19 protein-coding genes are annotated in these 21,932 nt (G+C 56.4%); 5 read left to right on the top strand and 14 right to left on the bottom strand.

Annotation, left to right across the window (positions count from 1 at the left end):
• Positions 1 to 6: 6 nt before the first annotated feature.
• From U740_RS03775 to U740_RS03765, 3 genes are all read right to left on the bottom strand, one after another.
• Complete coding sequence (locus tag U740_RS03775) at positions 7 to 936, bottom strand: branched-chain amino acid transaminase (protein WP_036859073.1); 930 nt, start codon at positions 934 to 936, stop codon at positions 7 to 9.
• 50 nt (positions 937 to 986) lie between these two features.
• The gene (glnE, locus tag U740_RS03770; RefSeq protein WP_081890832.1) at positions 987 to 3,893 is read right to left on the bottom strand and encodes a bifunctional [glutamate--ammonia ligase]-adenylyl-L-tyrosine phosphorylase/[glutamate--ammonia-ligase] adenylyltransferase; all 2,907 of its coding nucleotides are present in this window, start codon (positions 3,891 to 3,893) and stop codon (positions 987 to 989) included.
• A gap of 74 nt (positions 3,894 to 3,967) precedes the next feature.
• Entirely contained in the window at positions 3,968 to 5,746 is a 1,779-nt protein-coding gene (locus U740_RS03765) for a type IV pilus assembly ATPase TfpB (RefSeq protein ID WP_036859072.1), read from the bottom strand.
• Positions 5,747 to 5,956: 210 nt separating this feature from the next.
• Between U740_RS03765 and U740_RS03760 the strand changes: the two genes are divergently transcribed.
• The 4 genes from U740_RS03760 to ilvD all read left to right on the top strand — a co-directional run bounded on the left by U740_RS03760 (position 5,957) and on the right by ilvD (position 10,667).
• A complete protein-coding gene (locus U740_RS03760) occupies positions 5,957 to 6,196 on the top strand; it encodes a DUF6316 family protein (protein ID WP_036859071.1) in 240 nt (79 codons plus the stop codon).
• Positions 6,197 to 6,289: 93 nt separating this feature from the next.
• Complete coding sequence (argE, locus tag U740_RS03755) at positions 6,290 to 7,417, top strand: acetylornithine deacetylase (protein WP_036859070.1); 1,128 nt, start codon at positions 6,290 to 6,292, stop codon at positions 7,415 to 7,417.
• Positions 7,417 to 8,754, top strand: coding sequence for an amino-acid N-acetyltransferase (argA, locus tag U740_RS03750; protein ID WP_235189809.1), 1,338 nt, complete (start codon positions 7,417 to 7,419; stop codon positions 8,752 to 8,754). Before argE ends, argA begins: the two co-directional genes overlap by 1 nt.
• Positions 8,755 to 8,825: 71 nt before the next feature.
• Complete coding sequence (ilvD, locus tag U740_RS03745; protein ID WP_036859068.1) at positions 8,826 to 10,667, top strand: dihydroxy-acid dehydratase; 1,842 nt, start codon at positions 8,826 to 8,828, stop codon at positions 10,665 to 10,667.
• A gap of 74 nt (positions 10,668 to 10,741) precedes the next feature.
• Here the strand turns inward: ilvD and U740_RS03740 are convergent, their stop codons facing one another.
• The 9 genes from U740_RS03740 to lgt all read right to left on the bottom strand — a co-directional run bounded on the left by U740_RS03740 (position 10,742) and on the right by lgt (position 18,186).
• Positions 10,742 to 12,091: a tetratricopeptide repeat protein gene (locus U740_RS03740; protein WP_051921183.1), complete on the bottom strand. Its 1,350-nt coding sequence runs from the start codon at positions 12,089 to 12,091 to the stop codon at positions 10,742 to 10,744.
• A 3-nt stretch (positions 12,092 to 12,094) separates the two neighbouring features.
• The gene (locus U740_RS03735; protein WP_036859066.1) at positions 12,095 to 12,700 is read right to left on the bottom strand and encodes an energy transducer TonB; all 606 of its coding nucleotides are present in this window, start codon (positions 12,698 to 12,700) and stop codon (positions 12,095 to 12,097) included.
• A gap of 5 nt (positions 12,701 to 12,705) precedes the next feature.
• On the bottom strand, positions 12,706 to 13,107 hold the full coding sequence (locus tag U740_RS03730; RefSeq protein WP_036859064.1) for an ExbD/TolR family protein: 402 nt from the start codon (positions 13,105 to 13,107) through the stop codon (positions 12,706 to 12,708).
• A gap of 14 nt (positions 13,108 to 13,121) precedes the next feature.
• Complete coding sequence (locus tag U740_RS03725; RefSeq protein WP_036859062.1) at positions 13,122 to 13,637, bottom strand: MotA/TolQ/ExbB proton channel family protein; 516 nt, start codon at positions 13,635 to 13,637, stop codon at positions 13,122 to 13,124.
• A gap of 3 nt (positions 13,638 to 13,640) precedes the next feature.
• Entirely contained in the window at positions 13,641 to 15,011 is a 1,371-nt protein-coding gene (locus U740_RS03720; protein WP_036859059.1) for a MotA/TolQ/ExbB proton channel family protein, read from the bottom strand.
• Positions 15,008 to 15,853 (bottom strand): DUF3450 domain-containing protein, encoded by an 846-nt coding sequence (locus tag U740_RS03715; protein ID WP_235189808.1) that lies wholly within the window; start codon positions 15,851 to 15,853, stop codon positions 15,008 to 15,010. Before U740_RS03715 ends, U740_RS03720 begins: the two co-directional genes overlap by 4 nt.
• An 87-nt stretch (positions 15,854 to 15,940) precedes the next feature.
• Positions 15,941 to 16,453: a dihydrofolate reductase gene (locus U740_RS03710; RefSeq protein ID WP_036859056.1), complete on the bottom strand. Its 513-nt coding sequence runs from the start codon at positions 16,451 to 16,453 to the stop codon at positions 15,941 to 15,943.
• A gap of 4 nt (positions 16,454 to 16,457) precedes the next feature.
• Complete coding sequence (gene thyA / locus U740_RS03705; protein ID WP_036859055.1) at positions 16,458 to 17,363, bottom strand: thymidylate synthase; 906 nt, start codon at positions 17,361 to 17,363, stop codon at positions 16,458 to 16,460.
• 19 nt (positions 17,364 to 17,382) lie between these two features.
• Positions 17,383 to 18,186, bottom strand: coding sequence for a prolipoprotein diacylglyceryl transferase (lgt, locus tag U740_RS03700; protein WP_036859054.1), 804 nt, complete (start codon positions 18,184 to 18,186; stop codon positions 17,383 to 17,385).
• 72 nt (positions 18,187 to 18,258) lie between these two features.
• Between lgt and U740_RS03695 the strand changes: the two genes are divergently transcribed.
• Entirely contained in the window at positions 18,259 to 19,032 is a 774-nt protein-coding gene (locus U740_RS03695; RefSeq protein WP_036859053.1) for an NRDE family protein, read from the top strand.
• 16 nt (positions 19,033 to 19,048) lie between these two features.
• On the opposite strand, the gene ptsP is transcribed toward U740_RS03695, so the two are convergent.
• On the bottom strand, positions 19,049 to 21,328 hold the full coding sequence (gene ptsP / locus U740_RS03690; protein WP_036859051.1) for a phosphoenolpyruvate--protein phosphotransferase: 2,280 nt from the start codon (positions 21,326 to 21,328) through the stop codon (positions 19,049 to 19,051).
• Entirely contained in the window at positions 21,329 to 21,817 is a 489-nt protein-coding gene (locus U740_RS03685; RefSeq protein WP_036859049.1) for an RNA pyrophosphohydrolase, read from the bottom strand.
• Positions 21,818 to 21,932 lie beyond the last annotated feature (115 nt).

The following is a 21,932-nucleotide window of genomic DNA, read 5'->3' as shown; positions in this document are numbered from 1 at the left end:
CCGGGCTTACTGCCCCACCGGCGCAAGCCACTCCTGATGCTCACCCCGAAGGCCTCGCACCAGATCAAAGTACTGTGACTGCAGTTGCCCGGTGATGGGGCCCCGTGCGCCTTCGCCAATGGTGCGGCCATCCAGCTCTCGGATGGGCAACACCTCGGCCGCAGTGCCTGTGAAAAATGCTTCATCAGCAATATAGACCTCATCGCGTGTGATCCGTTTTTCCACTACCCGATAACCAGCTTCCCCGGCCAACTGCATGACTGTTTTTCGGGTAATACCATCGAGGCAGGAGGTCAGTTCCGGTGTATAGAGCACATTGTCACGAACAATGAAGACATTCTCACCACTGCCCTCGGCGACATACCCTTCCGGATCCAGCAACAAAGCCTCTTCACAACCGCAATCCAACGCTTCCCGCAGGGCCAGCATGGAATTGATGTAGTTGCCGTTGGCCTTGGCCTTGGTCATGGCAATGTTGACATGGTGACGGGTGAAGGACGACGTGCGAATGCGGATACCCTTTTCCAGGGATTCCGGACTCATGTAGGAAGGCCAGGTCCAGGCGGCAACGATCACGTGAGTTTGTAGGGAATCAGCCCGCAACCCCATGCCTTCGGAGCCGAGAAAGGCCATCGGTCTCAGGTAGGCTTCGTGCAGATCGTTCTCCAGCACCACCTGTTTCTGCGCTGCATTCAGTTGATCCTTGCTGAAGGGCATTTTCATGCCCATGATCTTGGCGGAATTGAACAGTCGGTCCGTATGATCTTTGAGCCTGAAAATAGCCGCGCCGCGATCCGGCGTCTGGTAGGCGCGTACACCCTCAAAGACGCCCATGCCGTAATGCAACGTGTGGGTCAGTACATGAACCTTGGCTTCACGCCAGGGAACCATTTCACCGTCAAACCAGATATAGCCATCGCGATCTGCAAATGACATGGGTATCTCCTAAAAATTCAGACTGACCGAAAGAACCACTGGCCAGATATTTATTCTTCTCCGAGCAACCGGTGCCAAAGTGCCACCACCTGTTGCCGTTGCGCTGCAAACTCTGCCGCACTGACGACAAGCTCCGCCTGTTGCAGCTGAAGCCGATGTCCCGCAGATCGGTAATTTTTGTAGGCGCTGATCAAAATGTCCGCATCTTCAACTGACAGGACACCGCTTTCCTCAAGGCATTCGAGGATACGGATATTATCGCTCCAGCGAGTCAAATCGGGAATATCATGGGACCAGGCCAAGACCGCAAATTGAACCATAAATTCGATGTCGACGATACCTCCCGGGTCGTGCTTCAGGTGGAATACCCGTTCCTGATCCGCTTTGCCACTGGCGAGGTGTTTTTTCATCCTGCCACGCATCTCGAGCACATCGGCTATCAGCTTGTCTCTTTGCCGCGGCAGCACCAGCACTCGCTGACGAATCTCGGCAAAAGCCCGGACCAGCTTTTCGGGTCCGGCTACCGGCCTAGCGCGCACCAGCGCTTGGTGCTCCCAGGTCCAGGCTTCTCCCAACTGGTACTTTTCAAAGGCTGTCAGGGAGGAAACCAGCATTCCGGAGCTACCGGAGGGCCTCAATCGCATATCCACTTCATAGAGGTCGCCGGAGGACGTTTTGGCGGTGAGAATATGCACAATGCGCTGCCCCAACCTGGCAAAAAATGTCGCACTGTCCAACGGGTGTACGCCGTCGGTAGAAGCGGCCGCGTCGGCGTCGTGAAGGAAGACCAGATCGAGATCAGAGCCGTGCCCCAGTTCAATGCCGCCGAGCTTACCGTAACCGACAATCAAAAATCCTGCCGTTTCACCCTCTGCTGTTTTCGGGTAGCCATGCCGTTCCACCAGCTGGTTCCAGGCTAATTGCAGCACATGGCTCAGGATTGCCTCCGCCAGCCAGGTCAGATAATCACTCACCTTCATCAAGGGCAATATTTCTTCCAGCTCACAGGCCGCCACCCGCAGGCTGTGTGACTGCTGAAAATAGCGCAGCACTTCCATCTGGGATTCCAGATCATCGGTGGGCACCCGGAGCAATTGCTGGTGCAACTCGTCCTCAAGGGTTGATTTTTCCGGCAGCGAAAACAGCGTTCGGCTGTCCAGCAACTCATCGAGAAGTGCCGGATAGCGAACCAGCTGATCTGCCACCCAGGAACTGCCGGAAAAGAGTTTGACGGTGCTCTGCAGCGCCGCCGGATTTTCCTTCAACAGCAACAGATAGGCGCTGCGACGGGCGACGGCCTCCACCAGCTTGAGTACCCGTCCAAGGGTTTCAGTGGCATTGTCCCGCTGCCCGCAAATGCTGATCAGCTGGGGCATCAACTTATCCAGTCGGCCGCGGGTGTCATTGGCCATGGACTGCACCGACCGGCTACCGCGCAGCGTGTTGATCATCTCCGCCGCCTTTTCCGGCAGATCGTAGCCTATGATCCCGAGCTCATCGGGCATTAACTCATCGCCATCGACAGCCCGCCAAACCTGCTCCGCCAACGGGTGCTCCTCAGGTGCGTCATCACCATCATCACCCCGATGTTGTTCGGCAACCACATCTTCGAATAACTGGTGAATAAACTGGCGAAATTCGTTTAGCTGTACCAGAAACTGATCCCAGCTTGAGCAACCCATCAGGTATGCGACCCGGCACTGACCTAGCTCATCAGCCGGCAATAACTGGGTCTGCTTGTCCTGCCACCCCTGCAGCACATGCTCCACATTGCGCAGAAACCGGTAACCCCGGTAGAGTCTTTCGGTGTCTTCGAGCGGCAGCAATCCCTCCTGCCCCAACAGCTCCAGCACCTCTTTCAGCGGTGGTGTCTGGAACCGCCGGTCGCGGCCCCCACGAATAATCTGGAAGGCCTGGGCGACAAATTCAACCTCACGTATACCGCCAGCACCTCGCTTGACATCACTCACCAGACCCTTTCGTTGCACCTCTCTGTTGATCATCGCCTTCATCCCCCGCAGGGATTCAAAGGCACTGAAGTCGAGGTACTTGCGATAGGTAAAAGGTCGCAACATCGCCATCAGCCGACTGCCCGCCGCCCGATCACCAGCGACCACCCGCGCCTTGATCATTGCGTAGCGCTCCCAATCCCGCCCCTGGGTCTGGTAATACTCTTCCATGGCATCGAAGTTGAGTACCAATGCACCGCTCTGACCGTAGGGCCGTAAACGCATATCCACACGAAAGACAAAGCCGTCAACGGTGGGGGTATCCAGCGCCTTGATCAACCACTGGCCGAGACGAATAAAAAACTCCTGATTGCTCAGACTGCGTCGACCGCCGCGGGTCTCGCCGGCTTCGGGGTATGCAAAAATCAGATCAATGTCGGAAGACACATTCAGCTCGCAGGCACCCAGCTTGCCCATACCAAGAATCACCAGCTGTTGGGGCTCACCGCTTGTATCAACCGGGGTGCCCCATTCGGCGCACGCCCGGGGATACAGAAAATCCAGCGCACCCTGCAGGCAGGCCTCGGCCAGCCGGGACATGTCCGCGGTGGTCTCCTCCAGCTCAGCTGATCGGGTAAGGTCTCGCCAGATAACGCGCACCATTTCCCGCATTCGGAATTGCCGCAACACCTTGAGAAGCATATCTTCACTAGTGACATCACTTAGCCACAGGGCAAGGTGCTCCTTTAGCGCGGTATCGGAATAGCTGGCCTCGAGATCGCCGGATTCCACCAACTGCTGGAACAGAGTCGGCTGGCCGGCACAGGCAGCGGCAACGTATTCACTGCAAGCCCAGACCAATGGCAGCTGTCGCGCCAGTGTCCCGCCGTCAAGTAACGAGGCCAGCCACTCTTGCTGCCCAGTGGTGGCCCGTCCGGCGAAATAATTCCTGCGCAGCATCCATTGCTCCTGCAGGACTGACGGTAGTTCTTCGGGGCTTGTCAACATAACACAGCTTTCTCGATTCGACAGGGTAATAGGGTTGGCATAATGAAGCAGACATGGCAACAATCATGGGCGTTCTATCCGCCCGATTCTGGGGCCACACGCATCACCTCCTCCACTGAAGTAGACCCGGCTCCCACTTTCTGGGCACCACTGAGACGCAACGTCCTCATCCCCTCTTTCATGGCCTGCAGACGCAGTGCGGAAATATTGGTGTCCGAGGTAATCAGCGGTTTGATGGTTTCCGTCAATGGCAGAATCTCGTAGACACCCTGCCGTCCAAGATAACCGGTATTTCGGCACTCCAGACAACCCGCCGGACGGTAGATGGTCGCCGGTGACTTGACTTTCCAGGGACGCACCAGCGACTCCCAGTCTGACGGATCAACGGTTATCGCCTCCTTGCAGTGCGGGCAGAGCGTCCGCACCAGACGCTGGGCCATAATACCGTTGACCGTCACCTTGATCAGGTGGGCAGGAATTCCCAGGTCCAGCAGTCGGGTGATCGCTGAGGGCGCGTCATTGGTGTGCAGCGTTGACAATACCAGGTGCCCGGTGAGAGCGGCCTGGATCGCCATCTGTGCTGTCTCCAGATCCCGGATCTCACCCACCATGATGATATCCGGGTCCTGCCGCATCAGGGTTCGAATGCCCGCGGCGAAATCGAACTCGATTTTATGCTGTACCTGACTCTGATTGAAGCTGTCCTCGACCATCTCGATGGGGTCCTCAATAGTGCTGACGTTCACATCTTCGGTGGCGAGTCCTTTAAGGGTCGAATAAAGGGTGGTGGTCTTGCCCGAGCCCGTGGGGCCGGTGACCAGCACAATGCCATGGGGTCTACCGGTCATGGTCTCCCAGCGTTTCAGGTCATCACCACTGAGCCCCAAATCAGTAAAGCTGCGCAGCAGCACATCGGGATCAAAAATTCGCATCACCAGTTTTTCGCCAAAAGCGGTGGGCAGGGTGGACAGACGCAGCTCGACTTCACCACCCGCCGGCGTGACAGTCTTGACCCGGCCATCCTGGGGACGGCGTTTTTCCGCTACGTTCATGCGGCCGAGTATTTTCAGGCGACTGGTGACAGCGGTCATCACCTGATCGGGCAGGTCATAGACCTGATGCAACACACCATCGATGCGAAAGCGAATCCGGCCCTTGTCCCGCCGCGGCTCCAGATGAATATCACTGGCCCGCTGGTCGAAAGCATACTGCAGCAACCAGTCCACAATATTGATAATGTGCTGATCCTGAGCATCGGGATCCTTGAGGGAGCCAATCTGTAACAACTGCTCAAAATTCGTGACGCCCGACCGCTTAGAGCCGGCAATACCTTTTGCACCAAATACCGATTTGGCCAGCGAGTAGAACTCCACGGTGTACTTGGCCAGGTCGACTGGATTGACCACTACCCGTCTGATGGTTTTGCGACTGGTCTGCTCAAGGTTTGCCACCCACTCAGTGATGAAGGGCTGCATTGTCGCGACCAGCAATTCCGTGTCATTGACGCCAATACACAGAATACTGTGACGGCGGGCAAACTGAAAAGACATGACCTCGGTGACTCTGGCAACATCAACCTGCAACGGGTCGATATGTGCCACCTCCAGGCCGGCCTTCTCTGCCAGCCAGCGGGTCAGAATATCGATATTGAGCTGCTTGCCGGGTTCCAGGGGATTGTCTGGGCGCTGACCTGCGATATAGGCCAGCGGGTGCAGCAGTGCCTGCTCGCGGCTGCGCTGAGCCCCGGCGAGCATATTGGCATCACTGCGCGACAACAGGCCATCGGCCACCAGATCGTTGAGCACATTGCCCAGGTCCAGTTGGCGCTCCGGCATCTCAGCGGCTGGTACCATAACATTTACCCGATTTATCCGATTCACAGATCAGAGTATGACGGCTGAGGGTTGTAGCGACAATGATCACCGCGCGCATAGTATCAATACCCATCGCCAAATCCGGTCAAACAATACATATTTGTTTTCTCGTCCGGGCTTTCCGGGGAAAATTGACTCATACTTCTAATAGGGAATTGTCCTTGTTTTCAGCAGGTGAAGGAGTCTGTCATGACCATCAGACACGGCGAGGAAAGCGCCACCCACTTCCGTTCGGAACGCATCGAGTGCATGAATGGTTCCTGGTATATTGCTGTGCGCGAGACCCATGGCATGCTCGGCCCTTTTGCCAGCAGGGAGGCCGCACAAAAGGGGGCCAGTGCTTATAGCAAGGATATAGAGAGCGGGCGTTCCGACGTTGAAGCCCTATCCAACCTCCGTGTACTGATGAAAACCCTGTCCTGCAAGTAAGCCGATCATTCTACCTGCCGTGCACCACAAGCCTTTAGCTCCTCCCCGCACGGCGGCAATTGCTTTTTCACCCGCCGCCCGTACACTGCAGCCATGCCAATTATGCCCATGCTGCAACAGCTGATTGCCACCCCTTCAATCAGCAGCGTCAACCCCGCCCTCGACCAGGGGAACCGGGCGGTGATTGAGTTGCTGGCAGGCTGGCTGGAAGATCTCGATTTTACCGTGGACATCATGCCCCTGAAGGATCCCCGCAAAGCCAATTTGATCGCCACGCTGGGCAGTGGTCCCGGCGGATTAGTGTTAGCGGGTCACACCGACACGGTGCCCTGCGATGAAGCCCGCTGGACACACAACCCCTTCAAGTTGCTTGAGAAAGACCAGCGCATCTATGGCCTAGGGACCTGTGATATGAAGGGATTTTTTCCGCTGATCATTGAAGCCGCCAGACAGTTTTCCCGTCAAACACTCCAGCAGCCACTGATTGTGCTGGCAACGGCAGATGAAGAGTCCTCCATGTCCGGTGCACTGGCCCTGGCCGCGGCGGGCAAACCCAGAGCCCGCTATGCCCTGATTGGCGAGCCCACCGGGATGAAACCCATCAATATGCACAAAGGCATCATGGTGGAAAAACTGATCATAGAGGGTCGGTCCGGCCACTCCAGTGATCCCACCCTGGGGCGCAATGCCATGGAAACCATGCACAGCGCGATGGGTGAGCTACTCTCACTGCGGAACGAACTGCGCGACAAGCATCATAACCCGATGTTCAATGTCGGCCATCCGACTATGAACCTGGGCTGTATTCACGGTGGCAACAACCCCAATCGTATCTGTGGTCACTGCGAACTGGGCTTTGAAATTCGAGTCTTGCCGGGTATGGATACGGCGGCATTACAGCAACAGATAAATGACCGCATCCTGCCATTTCAGGAGCGTGACGGGGTCACTATTTCACTGGAGCACTACTGTGTCCCCGCTTTTGATTCAGGCGCTGATTCCACGCTGGTAAAAATGTGTGAATCCCTGACCAATTACACCAGCGAGTCAGTGTCATTTGCTACCGAAGCGCCCTATCTGAAAGATCTGGGGATGGATGTGGTGGTACTTGGACCCGGCAGCGTCGAGCAGGCACATCAACCCGATGAATACCTGGCCATTGACCGCATACAACCCACGGTTGATTTTCTGGTACAACTGATCGGTCGCTGTTGCTTATAATGGCACCGGGTAACCTTCAGGCCAACGCTGTGTCCGACTACGTAAAATTTCTACGCGATACCTCCCCGTACATCAACACGCACCGGGGGAAAACCTTTGTACTTGCCCTGGGCGGCGAGGCCATAGCCCATGCCAATTTCACTAACATCGTCCACGACATCGCACTGCTGCACAGTCTTGGTATAAAGCTGGTACTGGTGCACGGTGCCAGGCCGCAGATTGAGGAACGGCTGAAGGGCAGCGCCATTAGCCCACAGTTTGACCAGTACACACGGATTACCGATTCAGCCACCATGGTCTGCGTCAAGGATGCCGTAGGCAGCGCCCGCATTTCCATCGAAGCCAAACTCTCTACCGGTGCCACCAACTCGCCCATGCACGGTGCCCGAATCCGGGTACTGGGTGGCAATCTGATCACGGCGAAACCACTGGGGGTTCGCGAGGGCATCGATTTTCACCACACCGGTGAGGTCAGGCGAATCGACCACAAGGCCATTCAGAGGCAACTGGAAGACGGGGCAATCGTACTGCTGTCACCGATCGGTTATTCACCTACCGGTGAAGCCTACAATCTCAATTATGAGGATATCGCCACCCAGACCGCCGTCAGCATGGGAGCGGAAAAACTGATCATTTTCAGCACGAGTGGCGGCGTAAAAACCCCACAGGGCGACCTGTTGAAAATGCTGTCACTGAACGAGGTGCCCCAATGCCTCAACGTGCTGAAGGATAACGTGTCGCTGCAGCATGCCTTGATGGCCTGTTACCAGGCCTGTGAAAACGGGGTGCTAAGAGGGCACATCATCAGCTATGAGGACAACGGCGCCTTGCTCACCGAGCTGTTTACTCTCGAAGGTAGCGGTACGCTGGTGCTGAAAAACGGCCGGGAGGTGATTCGTCAGGCGACAATTGATGATGTGGGCGGGCTGCTGGAACTCATCGAACCGCTTGAGCAAAAAGGCATTCTGGTCAAACGCTCCAGGGAATTACTCGAAACAGAGATATCCCGTTTTACTGTCATGCTCCATGCCGAGGGAATGCTGGTGGGTTGTGCGGCAATCTACCCGTTCAGGGATGGCTTATCAGCGGAGCTGGCCTGTGTGGTAACCCATCCCGAATTTCTCAATCGCGGGTTTGCCAGTCGCCTGCTGGCACAGCTGGAAACCCAGGCGGCCCTGCAGGGTATCAAGCAGCTATTCGTACTGACTACCCGGGCCAGCGACTGGTTCAAGGAAAAGGGCTTTGTAGACAGTTCGCTGGATGAATTGCCGGCCGAGCGCAAATCCTTGTACAACTTCCAGCGCAACTCCCGGATTTTCTGCAAGAATCTCTTATAACTGCTGATTACCCGGACCGGTCTCTGCTATCCTTGATGCCCTGTTTTATTGCGAAAGAGAAGAGGCCAATCATGCCGGTATATCGCTCACACACCACCACCCAAGGCCGCAACATGTCTGGTGCCCGCGCCCTGTGGCGGGCCACCGGCATGAAAGATGGCGACTTTGACAAACCGATCATCGCCGTTGCCAATTCCTTTACCCAATTCGTGCCGGGGCATGTCCACCTGAAAGACATGGGCCAACTGGTCATCGGCGAAATCGAAAAAGCCGGCGGGGTGGGCAAGGAATTCAATACGATTGCCGTGGATGACGGTATCGCCATGGGCCACGACGGCATGCTCTACTCACTGCCTTCGCGGGATATTATCGCCGACTCGGTGGAATACATGGTGAATGCCCACTGTGCCGATGCTCTGGTGTGTATATCCAACTGTGACAAGATCACCCCCGGTATGCTGATGGCAGCGATGCGGCTCAATATACCGACCATTTTTGTCTCAGGCGGACCCATGGAAGCTGGCAAAACCAAGCTTTCCGAGCATAAGCTGGATCTGGTGGATGCCATGGTGATAGCCGCTGATCCAGATGCATCCGACGAAAAAGCCAATGAATATGAACGCTCCGCCTGCCCTACCTGCGGTTCCTGTTCGGGGATGTTTACGGCGAATTCGATGAACTGTCTCACCGAAGCACTGGGGTTGTCCCTACCGGGCAATGGCACCACCCTGGCGACCCATGCGGACCGCCGCAGACTCTTTGAAGAAGCGGGTCGACGCATCGTCTCAATGGCCCGGGAGTACTACGAAGAGGATCACCTAGCCGTGCTGCCCCGCTCCATTGCCAGCTTTGAGGCGTTTGAAAATGCCATGACCATGGACATCGCCATGGGCGGCTCCACCAATACCATTCTTCATCTTCTGGCCGCCGCCCAGGAAGCCAACGTGGACTTCACCATGGCCGACATCGACCGACTGTCGCGGAAAGTGCCACAACTCTGCAAGGTGGCGCCCAGTACCCCGCAATATCACGTCGAGGACGTACATCGCGCCGGTGGCGTGTTCGGCATTCTCGGCGAACTGGATCGCGCGGGACTGCTGCACACGGATGTCTCTACAGTTCACACACCGACCATGGCGGCGGCCTTATCCAGCTGGGATATCATGCGCAACAATGACGAGGCACTGACAAAATTCTTCAAGGCCGGCCCCGCCGGCATCCCCACCCAACAGGCCTTCAGCCAGGATACCCGTTGGGGTTCTCTCGATGCCGACCGCCAAAACGGTTGTATCCGCAGTCTTGAGCACGCCTTCAGTCTGGAGGGCGGGCTGGCCGTACTGTATGGCAATATCGCCCTCAACGGCTGTGTGGTGAAAACCTCCGGTGTGGATGACTCAATTCTGGTTTTCTCCGGTCCGGCCCATATTTGTGAAAGCCAGGATCAGGCCGTCGAGGATATTCTCAACGACCGGGTCAAAGCCGGCGACGTTGTTATTATTCGCTATGAAGGACCCCGTGGCGGCCCGGGTATGCAGGAGATGCTCTACCCCACCAGCTATCTCAAGTCGAAGGGGCTGGGCAAGGACTGTGCGCTGATCACCGACGGACGTTTTTCCGGCGGCACCTCCGGCCTGTCCATCGGCCACGTCTCTCCTGAAGCCGCCGCTGGCGGGGCCATCGGCCTGGTCAGGGATGGCGATATCATTGAAATTGATATCCCCGGGCGCACCATCAACGTGGCACTCAGCGACCAGCAACTGGCAGAGCGCCGCGTCGAACAGGATGACCTGGGCTGGCATCCAGTGGAAAAACGGCCTCGCCGGGTATCTGCTGCACTGCAGGCTTATGCCGCACTGGCGACCAGCGCCGATCGCGGCGCCGTGCGTGACCTGAACCTGATCACCATCAAATAGCCACGGGCTTCCATTATAAAAAAACCGGCCTTGTTGGCCGGTTTTTTTATCTGATGAATTAGTGTGCGCAGACTCTAAATTAATTGGCAACCCGCGATATCCGCGTCCATCTCCATGAGTTTTTCTCTGCGGGCAGCCTCGCTGCGAACATATTGCAACCACTGCCGGGCAGTTTTACGGACATTTTGGTCCGCTGCTGCAGCCTCAAATACCGGCTCTGCCTCCCGATGACAGTTCAGGTTGACCAGTGCCGCGCCGAGGGTGAGGCGCGTCAGGGCAGGGCGGGACAAGTCACCTTTGCGCAGGGCATTGCGCGCCTCCCGAACAGCGGCTGAATTATCGTTGGCATCCAGATAGGCTGACGCCAACCGGGAAGCAATTGCCCCGCTATCCGACAGATTGGCCGCTCGCTGCAACGCCGGCAACGCCTTGTCGGTCTCGCGTGCCAGCTGCCAGGCACCACCCAGTGTCTCCAGGTTCTTTGCCGTCGGCTCAATGACACCACTGCTCAAGCCTTCATCAAGGATCCTGGCGGCCCGAAAAGGTACCTCGGCACCCAGATAGAGATACGCCAGGGACAGCAGCTGCCGCTGATCCTTTAATTGTCGCTGCAAATGAAGCAGGTCCATCACGGCAAGCTGGTCGCCGCTCCGCTCAAGCTGACCAAAAATCCCACCCAGTTGCTGCCAGTAGCGCGTGCCGGGATAGTGTGTCACCAGCTGCTTGAGCACCGCTATCACTTTCTGATACTCGCCCCGCTCGTAGAAAAGTACACGCTGCAGGGACCACCAGCTCTCTTTGGGTATTTTTCCACTGGACAACGCTTCCGCCACGATCTGGTTAACCAGACGCAGGGATTCGTCCTGACGCTTGAGATAATAATACGCTTGAGCCAGCAACATGCGTCCATCACTGCCCGGCTCCGGCGTTTCCTTCAGCCAGGTTTCCAGCTGCCGGGCAGCCCGGCCATAATCCTCCTGTATGAAATACAGCTGGGCTACGGTATAGCGGGTAGCCACTTTCTGCCGATCGTCCACCTCTGGCTCGGCGAGCATTTTCAGGTAGTTGTCGATAGCGCGGGGATACTGCTCCAGAGAATAGTGGCTATAGCCCAGCAAGTTGTAGATTTGTGATTTTTCATAACTGGAACTGCAGGGCCGGTCCACCAGACTGCCCAACTGTTCAATCAATTCACTGAGTTGGGCCCGGGACGGGGCACTGTCGCCTTGCAACGCCGCCTGAAGGGGCTCCAGTTGATTGGCGCAGGCCTGTCCAACCGCCTGTCTCTGACGGGTCTTGGTGTCCTGATACTGTCGCTGTTCGGCGGCCTCCTCGGATACAGCCCAGGGCTGAACCGGCCCCAACACCAGCACCGCCAACAGCCACCAACGACCCAACCCCATCCGCTGTTGCAATAGCTTCATTACCTACCTGGCAATCTGGAAAGAAAATTTATATAACACACCCGGGACCTCTTCTGCCTTGCCATCGATAACCCGAGGCTTGTATTTGAGTTTTTCTGCCGCTCTCAGGGCATATTTGCCAAAACCCTTATTGGCCGGCGATTCTTCGAGCAGTTTGACATCCCGCACACTGCCGGTAACTGTGATGACCACTTCCACCACCGCATAACCCTCCACACCCTGCCGCAGGGCCATGGGAGGATAATCGGGCTGGGGCACATAGACGGGAATATAATCCGAATCGCGGGTAAATGAGCCACCTAGCCCCACCTGCAGGCCCTCCATTGAAGGCGTCATCATATCGACAGGACCTTTTGGCGTCTCAATATTGACCTGGAGATCGGGCACAGGAGGTGGCGGACGCTCAGCCTCCCGGGGTTTTTCCGGCCGGGTTACCTTGCGATGTTCCTCAATGGTTCGTTGCGGTTGCCAGATATCCGCTATCTTCCGCAATGACCTGTCCGGCTCCGCCCCACCCGAAGCTGTGATGAGCCCATGCATGCCCAGCAACAGTGCCAACGTCATGATCAAACCGAGAACCGCCGCCAGTGCATACCGCATCAACACCATGGGTTTCAGGGACTCCGGGTGGAAACGGAGACATTATTTATCCCGGCCGAGCGCGCTGCATCAGCCACCTGGGACAGGGTTGCCATGGCCGCCCGGCCATCTGCCTGGATCACCAGGCCTCCGTGGGGATTTTCAGTGCGCAGACGCAGAATATGCAGTCGCAAGTTGCCTGGATCCACCTTTTGCTGGTCGATCCAGATGCTGTCATCCTGACCAACCGCCACCAGAATGGCAGGTGTTTGCCCGGCACCGGTAACCGCGACCGCACGGTCCACATCAATACCGGGTTCGCGAATAAACGTGGCTGTGACAATAAAAAAAATCAGCATGATAAAAACCACGTCAAGCATGGGTGTCAAGTCAATCGATTGGGGAGGATCCGGCTGTCGGTAAATTCTGTCACGCATCGTCGTCCATTACCTCAGTGGTCCATGGTCAGATGGTCGGCCAGCAGCAACCGCTCCCGCTCGGCTACGCGACGCAAATAGGTATTGGCAAAAACCCCGGACAACGCTGCCACCATCCCGGCCATAGTGGGGATAGTGGCCTGGGAGACGCCAGCGGCCATGGCGCGGGCATCACCACCGCCACTGAGGGATAATACCTGGAAGACACCGATCATACCGGTCACTGTCCCCAGCAGACCCAGCAGGGGAGCGACAGTCATCAGCGCCCGAATCAGTGACAGGTTACGATTGAGCTTCAGCGCCACCCGGGAGATCAATGCCTCACGGATCTGGTGTGCCCTCACCGAACGTCGCTCTGCGCGGGTTTCCCAATAATCGAGCACCACACGGATGTCATTCCTGAGCACCGTGCGAAAATACCATACCCGCTCGAAGATCAGGGTCCACATCACCAGCAGCAACAGCGCTATAACCAGCAGAACAGGTCCGCCGGCATCGAGAAACTTGCCAATATCTTCCAACAACAACACGGCTCAAGCCTCGGTTTGCTCTGCCACAATGCCGGCACTCTGCTCTTCCAGAATATGCAGCACTCGCTGAGCCGGGCTGTTAATCAGGGCATGCAGCAACACCGTGGGAATCGCCACACACAGGCCAAGCACCGTCGTCACCAGTGCCGCTGAAATCCCGCCGGCCATGGTTTTCGGGTCGCCCGTGCCAAACAGGGTAATCGCCTGGAACGTGACAATCATGCCGGTGACAGTACCCAGCAATCCCATCAACGGGGCCACCATGGCAATGATTTTTAACAGCCCCAGACCTGACTCAATAGTGGGCCGCTCCTTGAGCACTTGCTCGTGCAGTTTTAACTCCAGCGATTCTGCATCAGCGCCACGATGATCCTCGCCCACCTTGAGCACCCGGCCCAGTGGATTGTTGAGATCGGCGCTTGGATTGTTCAGCTGCGCTGTGACCCGGCGGGATATGATGGAAAGTACGGCAAAACGCCAACCTGCCAGCAGTAGTGCTATCACGCCGAGTGCTGTAATGAGATAACCGATCCAGCCGCCCTGATGCCAGCGCTCCAGCCAACCCGGACTATCCATAAGGGCAGACAGCAGAGTGCCGCCACTCGGTCCGGTGGGATCAATGCCGGTACGTGTAAAACCTTCTTTGGCCGCCTGTAACGTCTGCGCGGCTTTTCTGTAATCGCGCCCCGGCTGTCGCGGCAGCTCTGTGATCATCCCGGTTCCTGGCGGATAGTGCAGATAGGCACCATTCGAGAGCAAGTTGAACAGGCCGACTCTCACAACCTGCTGCTGGACTCGCTCACCCTCTGCGGTGACCACAGTGGCAGGGAAGCTCACCACACGCCCACCCTCGATCATCTCACGATTGATTTCGTACCAGAGCTGCTCAATATCGTCCAGAGAAGGCAAACGGGTGTTACCACTCATCCGTTCGATCATATCATCAAGAAAATCCGTACGATCCGGATACTGGGCACTCACCAGAGAGTTGTTCAGAGTTGTGCGAGTATCCCCGGCAGCTGCCGTCAAATGACCAAACATTTCCCTGAGGGAGCCGAGCCGGGTCTGCAACTGCTCGCGCAGGGCAGCCACTTTAATTTCGTTTTCAGCAAAGGTCTTTTCCAGTGTTTCGGAGCGGCGCTCCTCTGCAGCGAGCTCAGCCTTTGCCTGCTTTAACAATTCGGCCCGCTCGGACCTGGCTCGCCGGAATGCTGCCTCCCGTTCCGATTGTTCTCTGGACTCACTCAGCCGGGCATTTTTGATCAGCGTCAGCAGCTCATCCAGGGAAGCGGCATCCTCTGCCTGAACGGCACCGGATGCCGGCAATAGCAAGGCGAACCCCAGTAGCAGTGATTGAAGGAAAGAGCGGTTCATTGCACCACCTCCGGTGCCGGAATCGGCAACTGAAGCATATCCACAGCCGCCCGTTTTCGGGCAATGCGAATACCCTCTGCGACCGCACTGCGATAATCACCGCTGTCGAGAACCTGCCAGCTGCCACTCCGTTGATCCCAGGCCGCAGTGATCTGCTGATCGGGCGTTTGGTAAATCAGCGCAATGCGGCCCACACGCAACAGGATCACCTCGCGAGGCTTGCCATCCATCATGACGGTGTCCGTGTAGCTGTCGATGCGGGCACCGTATTCACTCTCGATTTTGTAGGCTTCCAACACCTGACGAAATTTTTCTGCACTGCTCAAATCAGCACGCGACAGGTTGGCGTGCAAACGGGCAATGCGGTCGCGACGCTCATCCAGCAGAAACGGCATATCCAGAGAGACAAACTGCTCCAGAGCGTTGATCATTTTGAGGGTGAGTGGCGTGATCTGCCGTTCCATCAATGTGGCATTCTCGATAGAGGACTCCAGATCGGTGATGGTCTGGCGCTGATCCGCCAACTGCGCATCCAGTTGGGCGTTATAGACCTTCAGTCCCTCAATCTGTTTGTTGACCTGCTTGAAATTCTGAAACAATTCATCTGCTTCGTCGGCGATTGTGTCCACCCGTTGCTGGGACGATTTCGCGGCGCCAATCTTGGCTTTTTCCGCTGCCACAACATCATCGACATCCGCCGCCTGAGCTGCGGACACCATCATCAAAGAAGCACTAACCAGCAGCAATACACCCCTGAGCGGGCCACAAATCCGGTTTTCCTCAACCCGGTCGATGACGCCACTAACAGGCATGAAACGTGAGAGCAATCGATTGAAAATCACAGAAACTCCAACACAACCAAAACAGAAGAAGCTAACCATTATCATTACAATTTACTGAACAAGCAAATAGTCCGACTGTAACCGGTATCAGCATCTGCGGCGTTCGAGCACCTGAAAGTAGTAGGGTATATCAGCCTGATTTTCCGGCTGTTTTCGCGCCACTTCCCGCCAACAGGTCTCATCGAAATCAGGGAAGAAGGCATCGCCCTCTACCGCTGTATCAACCCGGGTAATATAGAGCCGATCAGCCAGCTCAATGGCGCTGCGATAGATCTGCTCGCCACCGATCACCATCACCTCTCCTGCGGCCACAGCACCGGGGTCAGCAGCAGCCAGTGCCATCGCATCGGCTAGAGAAGAAGTCGTGGAGACCCCGCTGTGTCGCCAGCATGGGTCCCGGCTGATCACGATGTTCAATCTACCCGGCAAGGGTCGACCAATGGACTCGAACGTTTTGCGGCCCATCAGAATTGGTTTGCCCATGGTAACCGACTTGAAATACCTTAAATCGTCCGGCAATCGCCAGGGCAACGTATTATTTCTACCAATAACACGATTTCGATCCATCGCAACAATCAGGGAAAGTGTCAGACAAACCATCGGGTTACACCGCTACCGGCGCTGAAATCGGGGCGTGGGACTGATAATCAAGCAGTTCGAAATCTTCGAAGCGGAAGTCGAACAGATCGGTCACAGCTGGGTTGATGACCATGCGAGGGAGCGGCAAAGGCGACCGCCCCAGCTGCTCTTCCACCTGCTGCACGTGGTTGGCGTAGAGATGCGCATCGCCAAAGGTATGCACGAAATCCCCCGGTTTCAGACCGGTGACCTGGGCCACCATCAGAGTCAGCAGCGCATAGGAGGCAATATTGAACGGCACTCCGAGGAACACGTCGGCACTGCGCTGGTACAACTGACAGGACAGCCGCCCATCAGTGACGTAAAACTGAAACAGGCTGTGGCAGGGTGGCAGGCCGGACTTGACCATCACCGGAATGTCCTTGGGGTTCCAGGCTGAGACGATCAGACGGCGGGAATCCGGATTGCTGCGAATATCCCCAATCACCTGAGCCAGTTGATCCACACCCTCGAAGTTGCGCCACTGGTGGCCATAGACCGGCCCCAGATCGCCGTATTGAGCGGCAAAGACTTCATCTTCGCGAATCTTCGCCACGAACAGCTTCATCTGCTCGCGCCACTCGGCGCTGTACATGGGATAGTCGTCGGCCTGCCCGGTCTGGTTGAGCCAGCTCTGGAACGGCCAATGGTTCCAGATGTTGACGCCGTTCTGCACCAGATATCGGATATTGGTATCACCGCGGATAAACCACAGCAGCTCATGAATGATCGATTTCAGGTGAACCTTCTTGGTCGTGACCAGCGGAAAGCCCTCGGTCAGGTCGAAGCGCATCTGATAACCAAACACGCTGAGGGTGCCCGTACCAGTGCGATCTTCCTTGCGGATACCACTATCCCGAATGTGGCGCATCAGATCGAGGTATTGCTTCATATTTGCCCCTCTTCCGCCACTAACGGACGGTATCGATATTACCCTGCCGCAGCCAACTCCAGAGTATCAGGCCAACGCCCACGGCAATCATCGGCAGACTGAGTAGCTGCCCCCGCGTCACCCAGTCAAAAAGATCAAACCCGATATGGCCATCGGGCTCCCGAAAAAACTCAACGGCAAATCTAAAGCTGCCATAGAGCACCAGGAACAGCCCACTTACCATGCCGACGGGTCGGGGCTTCCGGGTAAAAAACAGCAGCACCAGGAACAGCACCAGTCCCTCCAGAAATGCCTGATAAAGCTGCGAAGGGTGTCTTGGCAACTGCAACGGATCATTGGGAAACACCATACCCAGCCACGAACTGGTATACCGCCCCCATAGCTCCTGCCCGATAAAATTACCTATCCTGCCCAATCCCAGACCAATAGGCACCATGATGGTGACAAAATCCCCCAGTGCCAGAAAAGATTGATTGATGCGACGACTGAACAGCCAGAGGGCCATCAGCACGCCCAAAAGACCGCCATGGAAGGACATCCCGCCTTCCCAAATCCGGAATAACCAAAGAGGGTCCGACAACCATTTATCGAGATTGTAAAACATGACATACCCGAAACGGCCACCGAGGATCACACCAAAGGCACCATACACCACCAGATCCTCCACTTGCGTGCGGCGCACCGGGGACCAGGGCCGTTCGCTGCGACGTAACGCCAGCAACCAGGCCGCGATAAACCCAACCAGATACATCAGACCGTACCAATGGACCGTCAGTGGGCCGAGGGCAAAGGCGACAGGATCAATCTGGGGATAGCTCAGCATGCAATCAGTTCATCTACAGCGGGATATTCTGCGGCGATCATAGCTTGTCACCGGGTGGGGTACAATGACGGTATGTGTTTGATGATACTGGCCTGGCAAACCCACTCCGAGTACCCGCTGATCGTTGTCGCCAACCGCGATGAATACCACCAGCGGCCTTCGACACCGCTGCATTTCTGGACAGACGCGCCGGATATTCTGGCGGGTCGGGACCTGAAGGGCGGTGGTACATGGCTCGGGGTCAACCGCAGCGGCCGCTGGGCCGGGGTCACCAATTACCGGGAGGGTCGGGAAAACCCGGCCCCGCGATCCCGCGGCGACCTCACCCGGGAATTTTTACTGGGCAGCATGCCGGCTGTCGACTACGCCGGGCAGGTTATCCGCCATGGGGCGGACTACAATGGCTTCAACCTGCTGGTCGGGGATAGCGAAACACTGGCCTATTGCTCAAACCGTCACAGCGCTGCAAAGGTTCTGCCGCCAGGCATCTACTCATTGTCCAACCATCTGCTGGATAGCCCCTGGCCCAAAGCGGAACATGCGAAAGCTGCGTTGACAGCATTGCTGCAAAGGCAGCAGACGCCCGATTTTTCCTCCCTGGCAGCCTGCCTGCAACGGCAGGCACCTTTTGCCGATGAAGTCCTGCCGGATACAGGCGTGGGTATCGCACTGGAAAGAATGTTGTCCCCACCCTTTATCTGTGGTCATGGGTACGGCACTCGCTGCACCAGCGTGCTTTTGATGAGTCGTGCAGGGACTATGCAAATGACCGAACAGAATTATCAACCGGGCGGCCGACCGGGACAGCGCCTGTCCTTTACCTTTAGCCTCGACCGCAAGCGTTAAAGTAGGGGGCGGGGATTCAATGCATTGCCGTGCCGCGAAACAGGGCGGCAAGATCGGGCTTTTTCAGGGCTTTTTCCATGTGACGCCAGACTGAATCGGCATCCGGCATCAGCATGACCTCCTCCAGCAATTTCGTCGCCTCCACCAGACTCACCTGGCGGAGTATCGCTTTCACTTTAAGCAAATTCGTGGCACTCATCGATAACACCCGAAAACCCAACGCCATCAGCAATACTGCACCGATCGGATCGCCAGCCATCTCGCCACAGACACTGACCGGGGTGCACTCGCCCCTGGCGCCCTCAGAGATAGCGAGCAAGGCTCGCAATACACTGGGATGGCAGGCGTGATACAAGTCCGCCACCCGTGGATTATTGCGATCCACCGCCAGCAGGTACTGTGTAAGATCATTGGTACCCACCGACAGAAAATCCACGCGCCGCGCCAGCTCTCTGATTTGGTAGACCGCAGCGGGCACTTCGATCATGGCTCCGACATTGGGCATTTCGATCTGGTAACCCTCTTCCTCTGTCAGCTCATCGTATACCTGGTAAATCAGCTGCAGCGCACTTTCCAACTCCGGAACGTTGGAAATCATCGGCAACAGAATGCTGAGATTATTCAGCCCCTCGCTGGCCCGCATCATCGCGCGCAACTGCACCAGAAAAATCTCGGGATGATCAAGACAAATACGGATACCGCGCCATCCCAGAAACGGATTCTCTTCCTCAATGGGGAAGTAGGGCAGATCCTTGTCGCCCCCAATATCCAGTGTCCGCATGGTGACAGTGCGAGGAGCGAACATTTCCAGATGCTCACGGTACGCCTTGCGCTGTTCCTCCTCCGAGGGGAAGCGATCCAGCATCAGGAATGGAATTTCAGTGCGGTACAGGCCAACTCCTTCAGCGCCGCGATCCAGTGACAGCATGGAATCGAGCCGCAAGCCGGTATTGACCCATAAAGAGACATGGTGCCCGTCTGCCGTCACACAGGGTTTATCCGTCAGCTTTTCCAGGTCGGCTGCAAGCAGCTTCTCTTCATAGATCTGCTGAGTGTAGGCCTGAAGCAGTTCGTCACGGGGCGAGACAATCACCTGACCGGTGTGGCCGTCCACAATGACCTCTTCACCATCCAGTCGCCCCCATGGCAAATCCATCACCCCCATGACAGTGGGAATACCGATAGCGCGGCCGAGAATAGCCATATGCGAGTTGCGGGATCCTTTCACGGATACAATGGCCGCCACATTTTCCAGTGGCACGTCGGCAAAGGAGGCCGCTGACAGCTCCTCACCAATCATGACCATTCTCTCGGGAAAGACAGTACGCTTGACTTCCGATTGCTGAAGATAGGCGAGCACCCGGCGCCCCAAATCCTCCACATCAGAGGCGCGCTCGCGAAGATAGGCATCCTGCATGCTTTTGAACAGACGGATATGCCCCAGTACAACCTGTGACCAGGCACTCTGGGCACAGAAACCCTCCCTGATCAGACTGAGCACTTCACCGCCCATGGAATGATCATCCAGCATCCGGACATAAACATCGAAAAGGGCGCGTTCCTCTTCACTCAGCTTATTCACCATCGTCTGATCAAGAGCGCGGATATCGGTTTTCGTCTGCTCCATGGCATGACGGAACAACGCCAACTCGGCATCGGTATCGGACACCTTTCTCATCGGCACGGCTTTCAGGTCGGCAGGTGAAGAGATCACCACCACGGTACCGATGGCCACCCCGGGCGCACTGGCCACACCGGGATAAATCCGTTCGTGAATAACTGCCTGCTGGGGATTGAGCAATTGATCCAGCTCACCGGTAGCGTCTGCATGCGCAATCACACCGGCCAGTTGCGCCGACACGGTTACCAGAAAGGATTCTTCACTCTCGTCGAAGCGACGGCGATCCTGCTGCTGCACCACCAACACACCGAGTACTTTCCGGTGGTGAATAATGGGAGCACCGAGGAAAGAGCGGAAACGCTCCTCCCCCGTTTCGGGGAAAAAGGCAAAATTGGGGTGAGCTTCAGCATCTTCGAGATTGATCGGTTCGGCCCGCGATGCCACCAGACCCACCAGCCCCTCTCTACTGGACAGATGAACCTTGCCCACCGAATTTGGATTGAGGCCATCGGTAGCCATCAGCACATAGCTATTGGTACTTGGACTGTAGAGGTAGACCGAACACATGCCGGTATCCATAACCTCTTTCACCAGCTGAACAATCAGCCGTAACACCTCGCCAAAGTCCTTGGCAGCGTTAACCTGCTGAACAATGTTCCTGAGTGATTCCAGCATTTAGCTTTGACGCTCCAGTTCGCATTGCATGGGTGCCAACTCCTTCAGTGCCCGGCGATACACCTCTTGCTTGAACTCGATAACCTGATTGACCGGATACCAATAACTCACCCACTGCCAATGATCAAATTCCGGCTTGCCGCTGAGATCCAGTCTAATGCGATCCTCCTCGGCCAGCAGCTTCAACATGAACCATTTCTGCTTTTGGCCGATACACAGTGGCTTACTGTGTCTGCGCTGCATCGCCCTGGGTAGCCGATAACGCAACCAGCCACGGGTACAGGCGAGCAGCTCGACATCATCGGGCTCCAGGCCTATTTCTTCATACAACTCTCGATACATGGCATGCTCTGGCTTTTCTCCTGGATTAATGCCACCCTGGGGAAATTGCCAGGCATCCTGACCAATACGCCTGGCCCACAACAACCTGCCCGCACCATCTGAAATCATGATGCCCACATTCGGGCGAAAACCTTCTCGATCGACCACCGAACCAACCCTTACCCTGTTATTTTAATAATAACGCCTATCCACGAAGTTACATCAAATAGTTAGTTGAGGACAGCCTTATCTATGGGTAAGCTAAGCCGCCTTTTTGACTAAC

Origin of the sequence: Porticoccus hydrocarbonoclasticus MCTG13d (assembly GCF_000744735.1) — a bacterium.
Taxonomy (GTDB): Bacteria; Pseudomonadota; Gammaproteobacteria; order Pseudomonadales; family Porticoccaceae; genus Porticoccus; species Porticoccus hydrocarbonoclasticus.
Note: the sequence above shows the minus strand (reverse complement) of the source record. Positions and strands in the feature narration are given on the sequence as shown.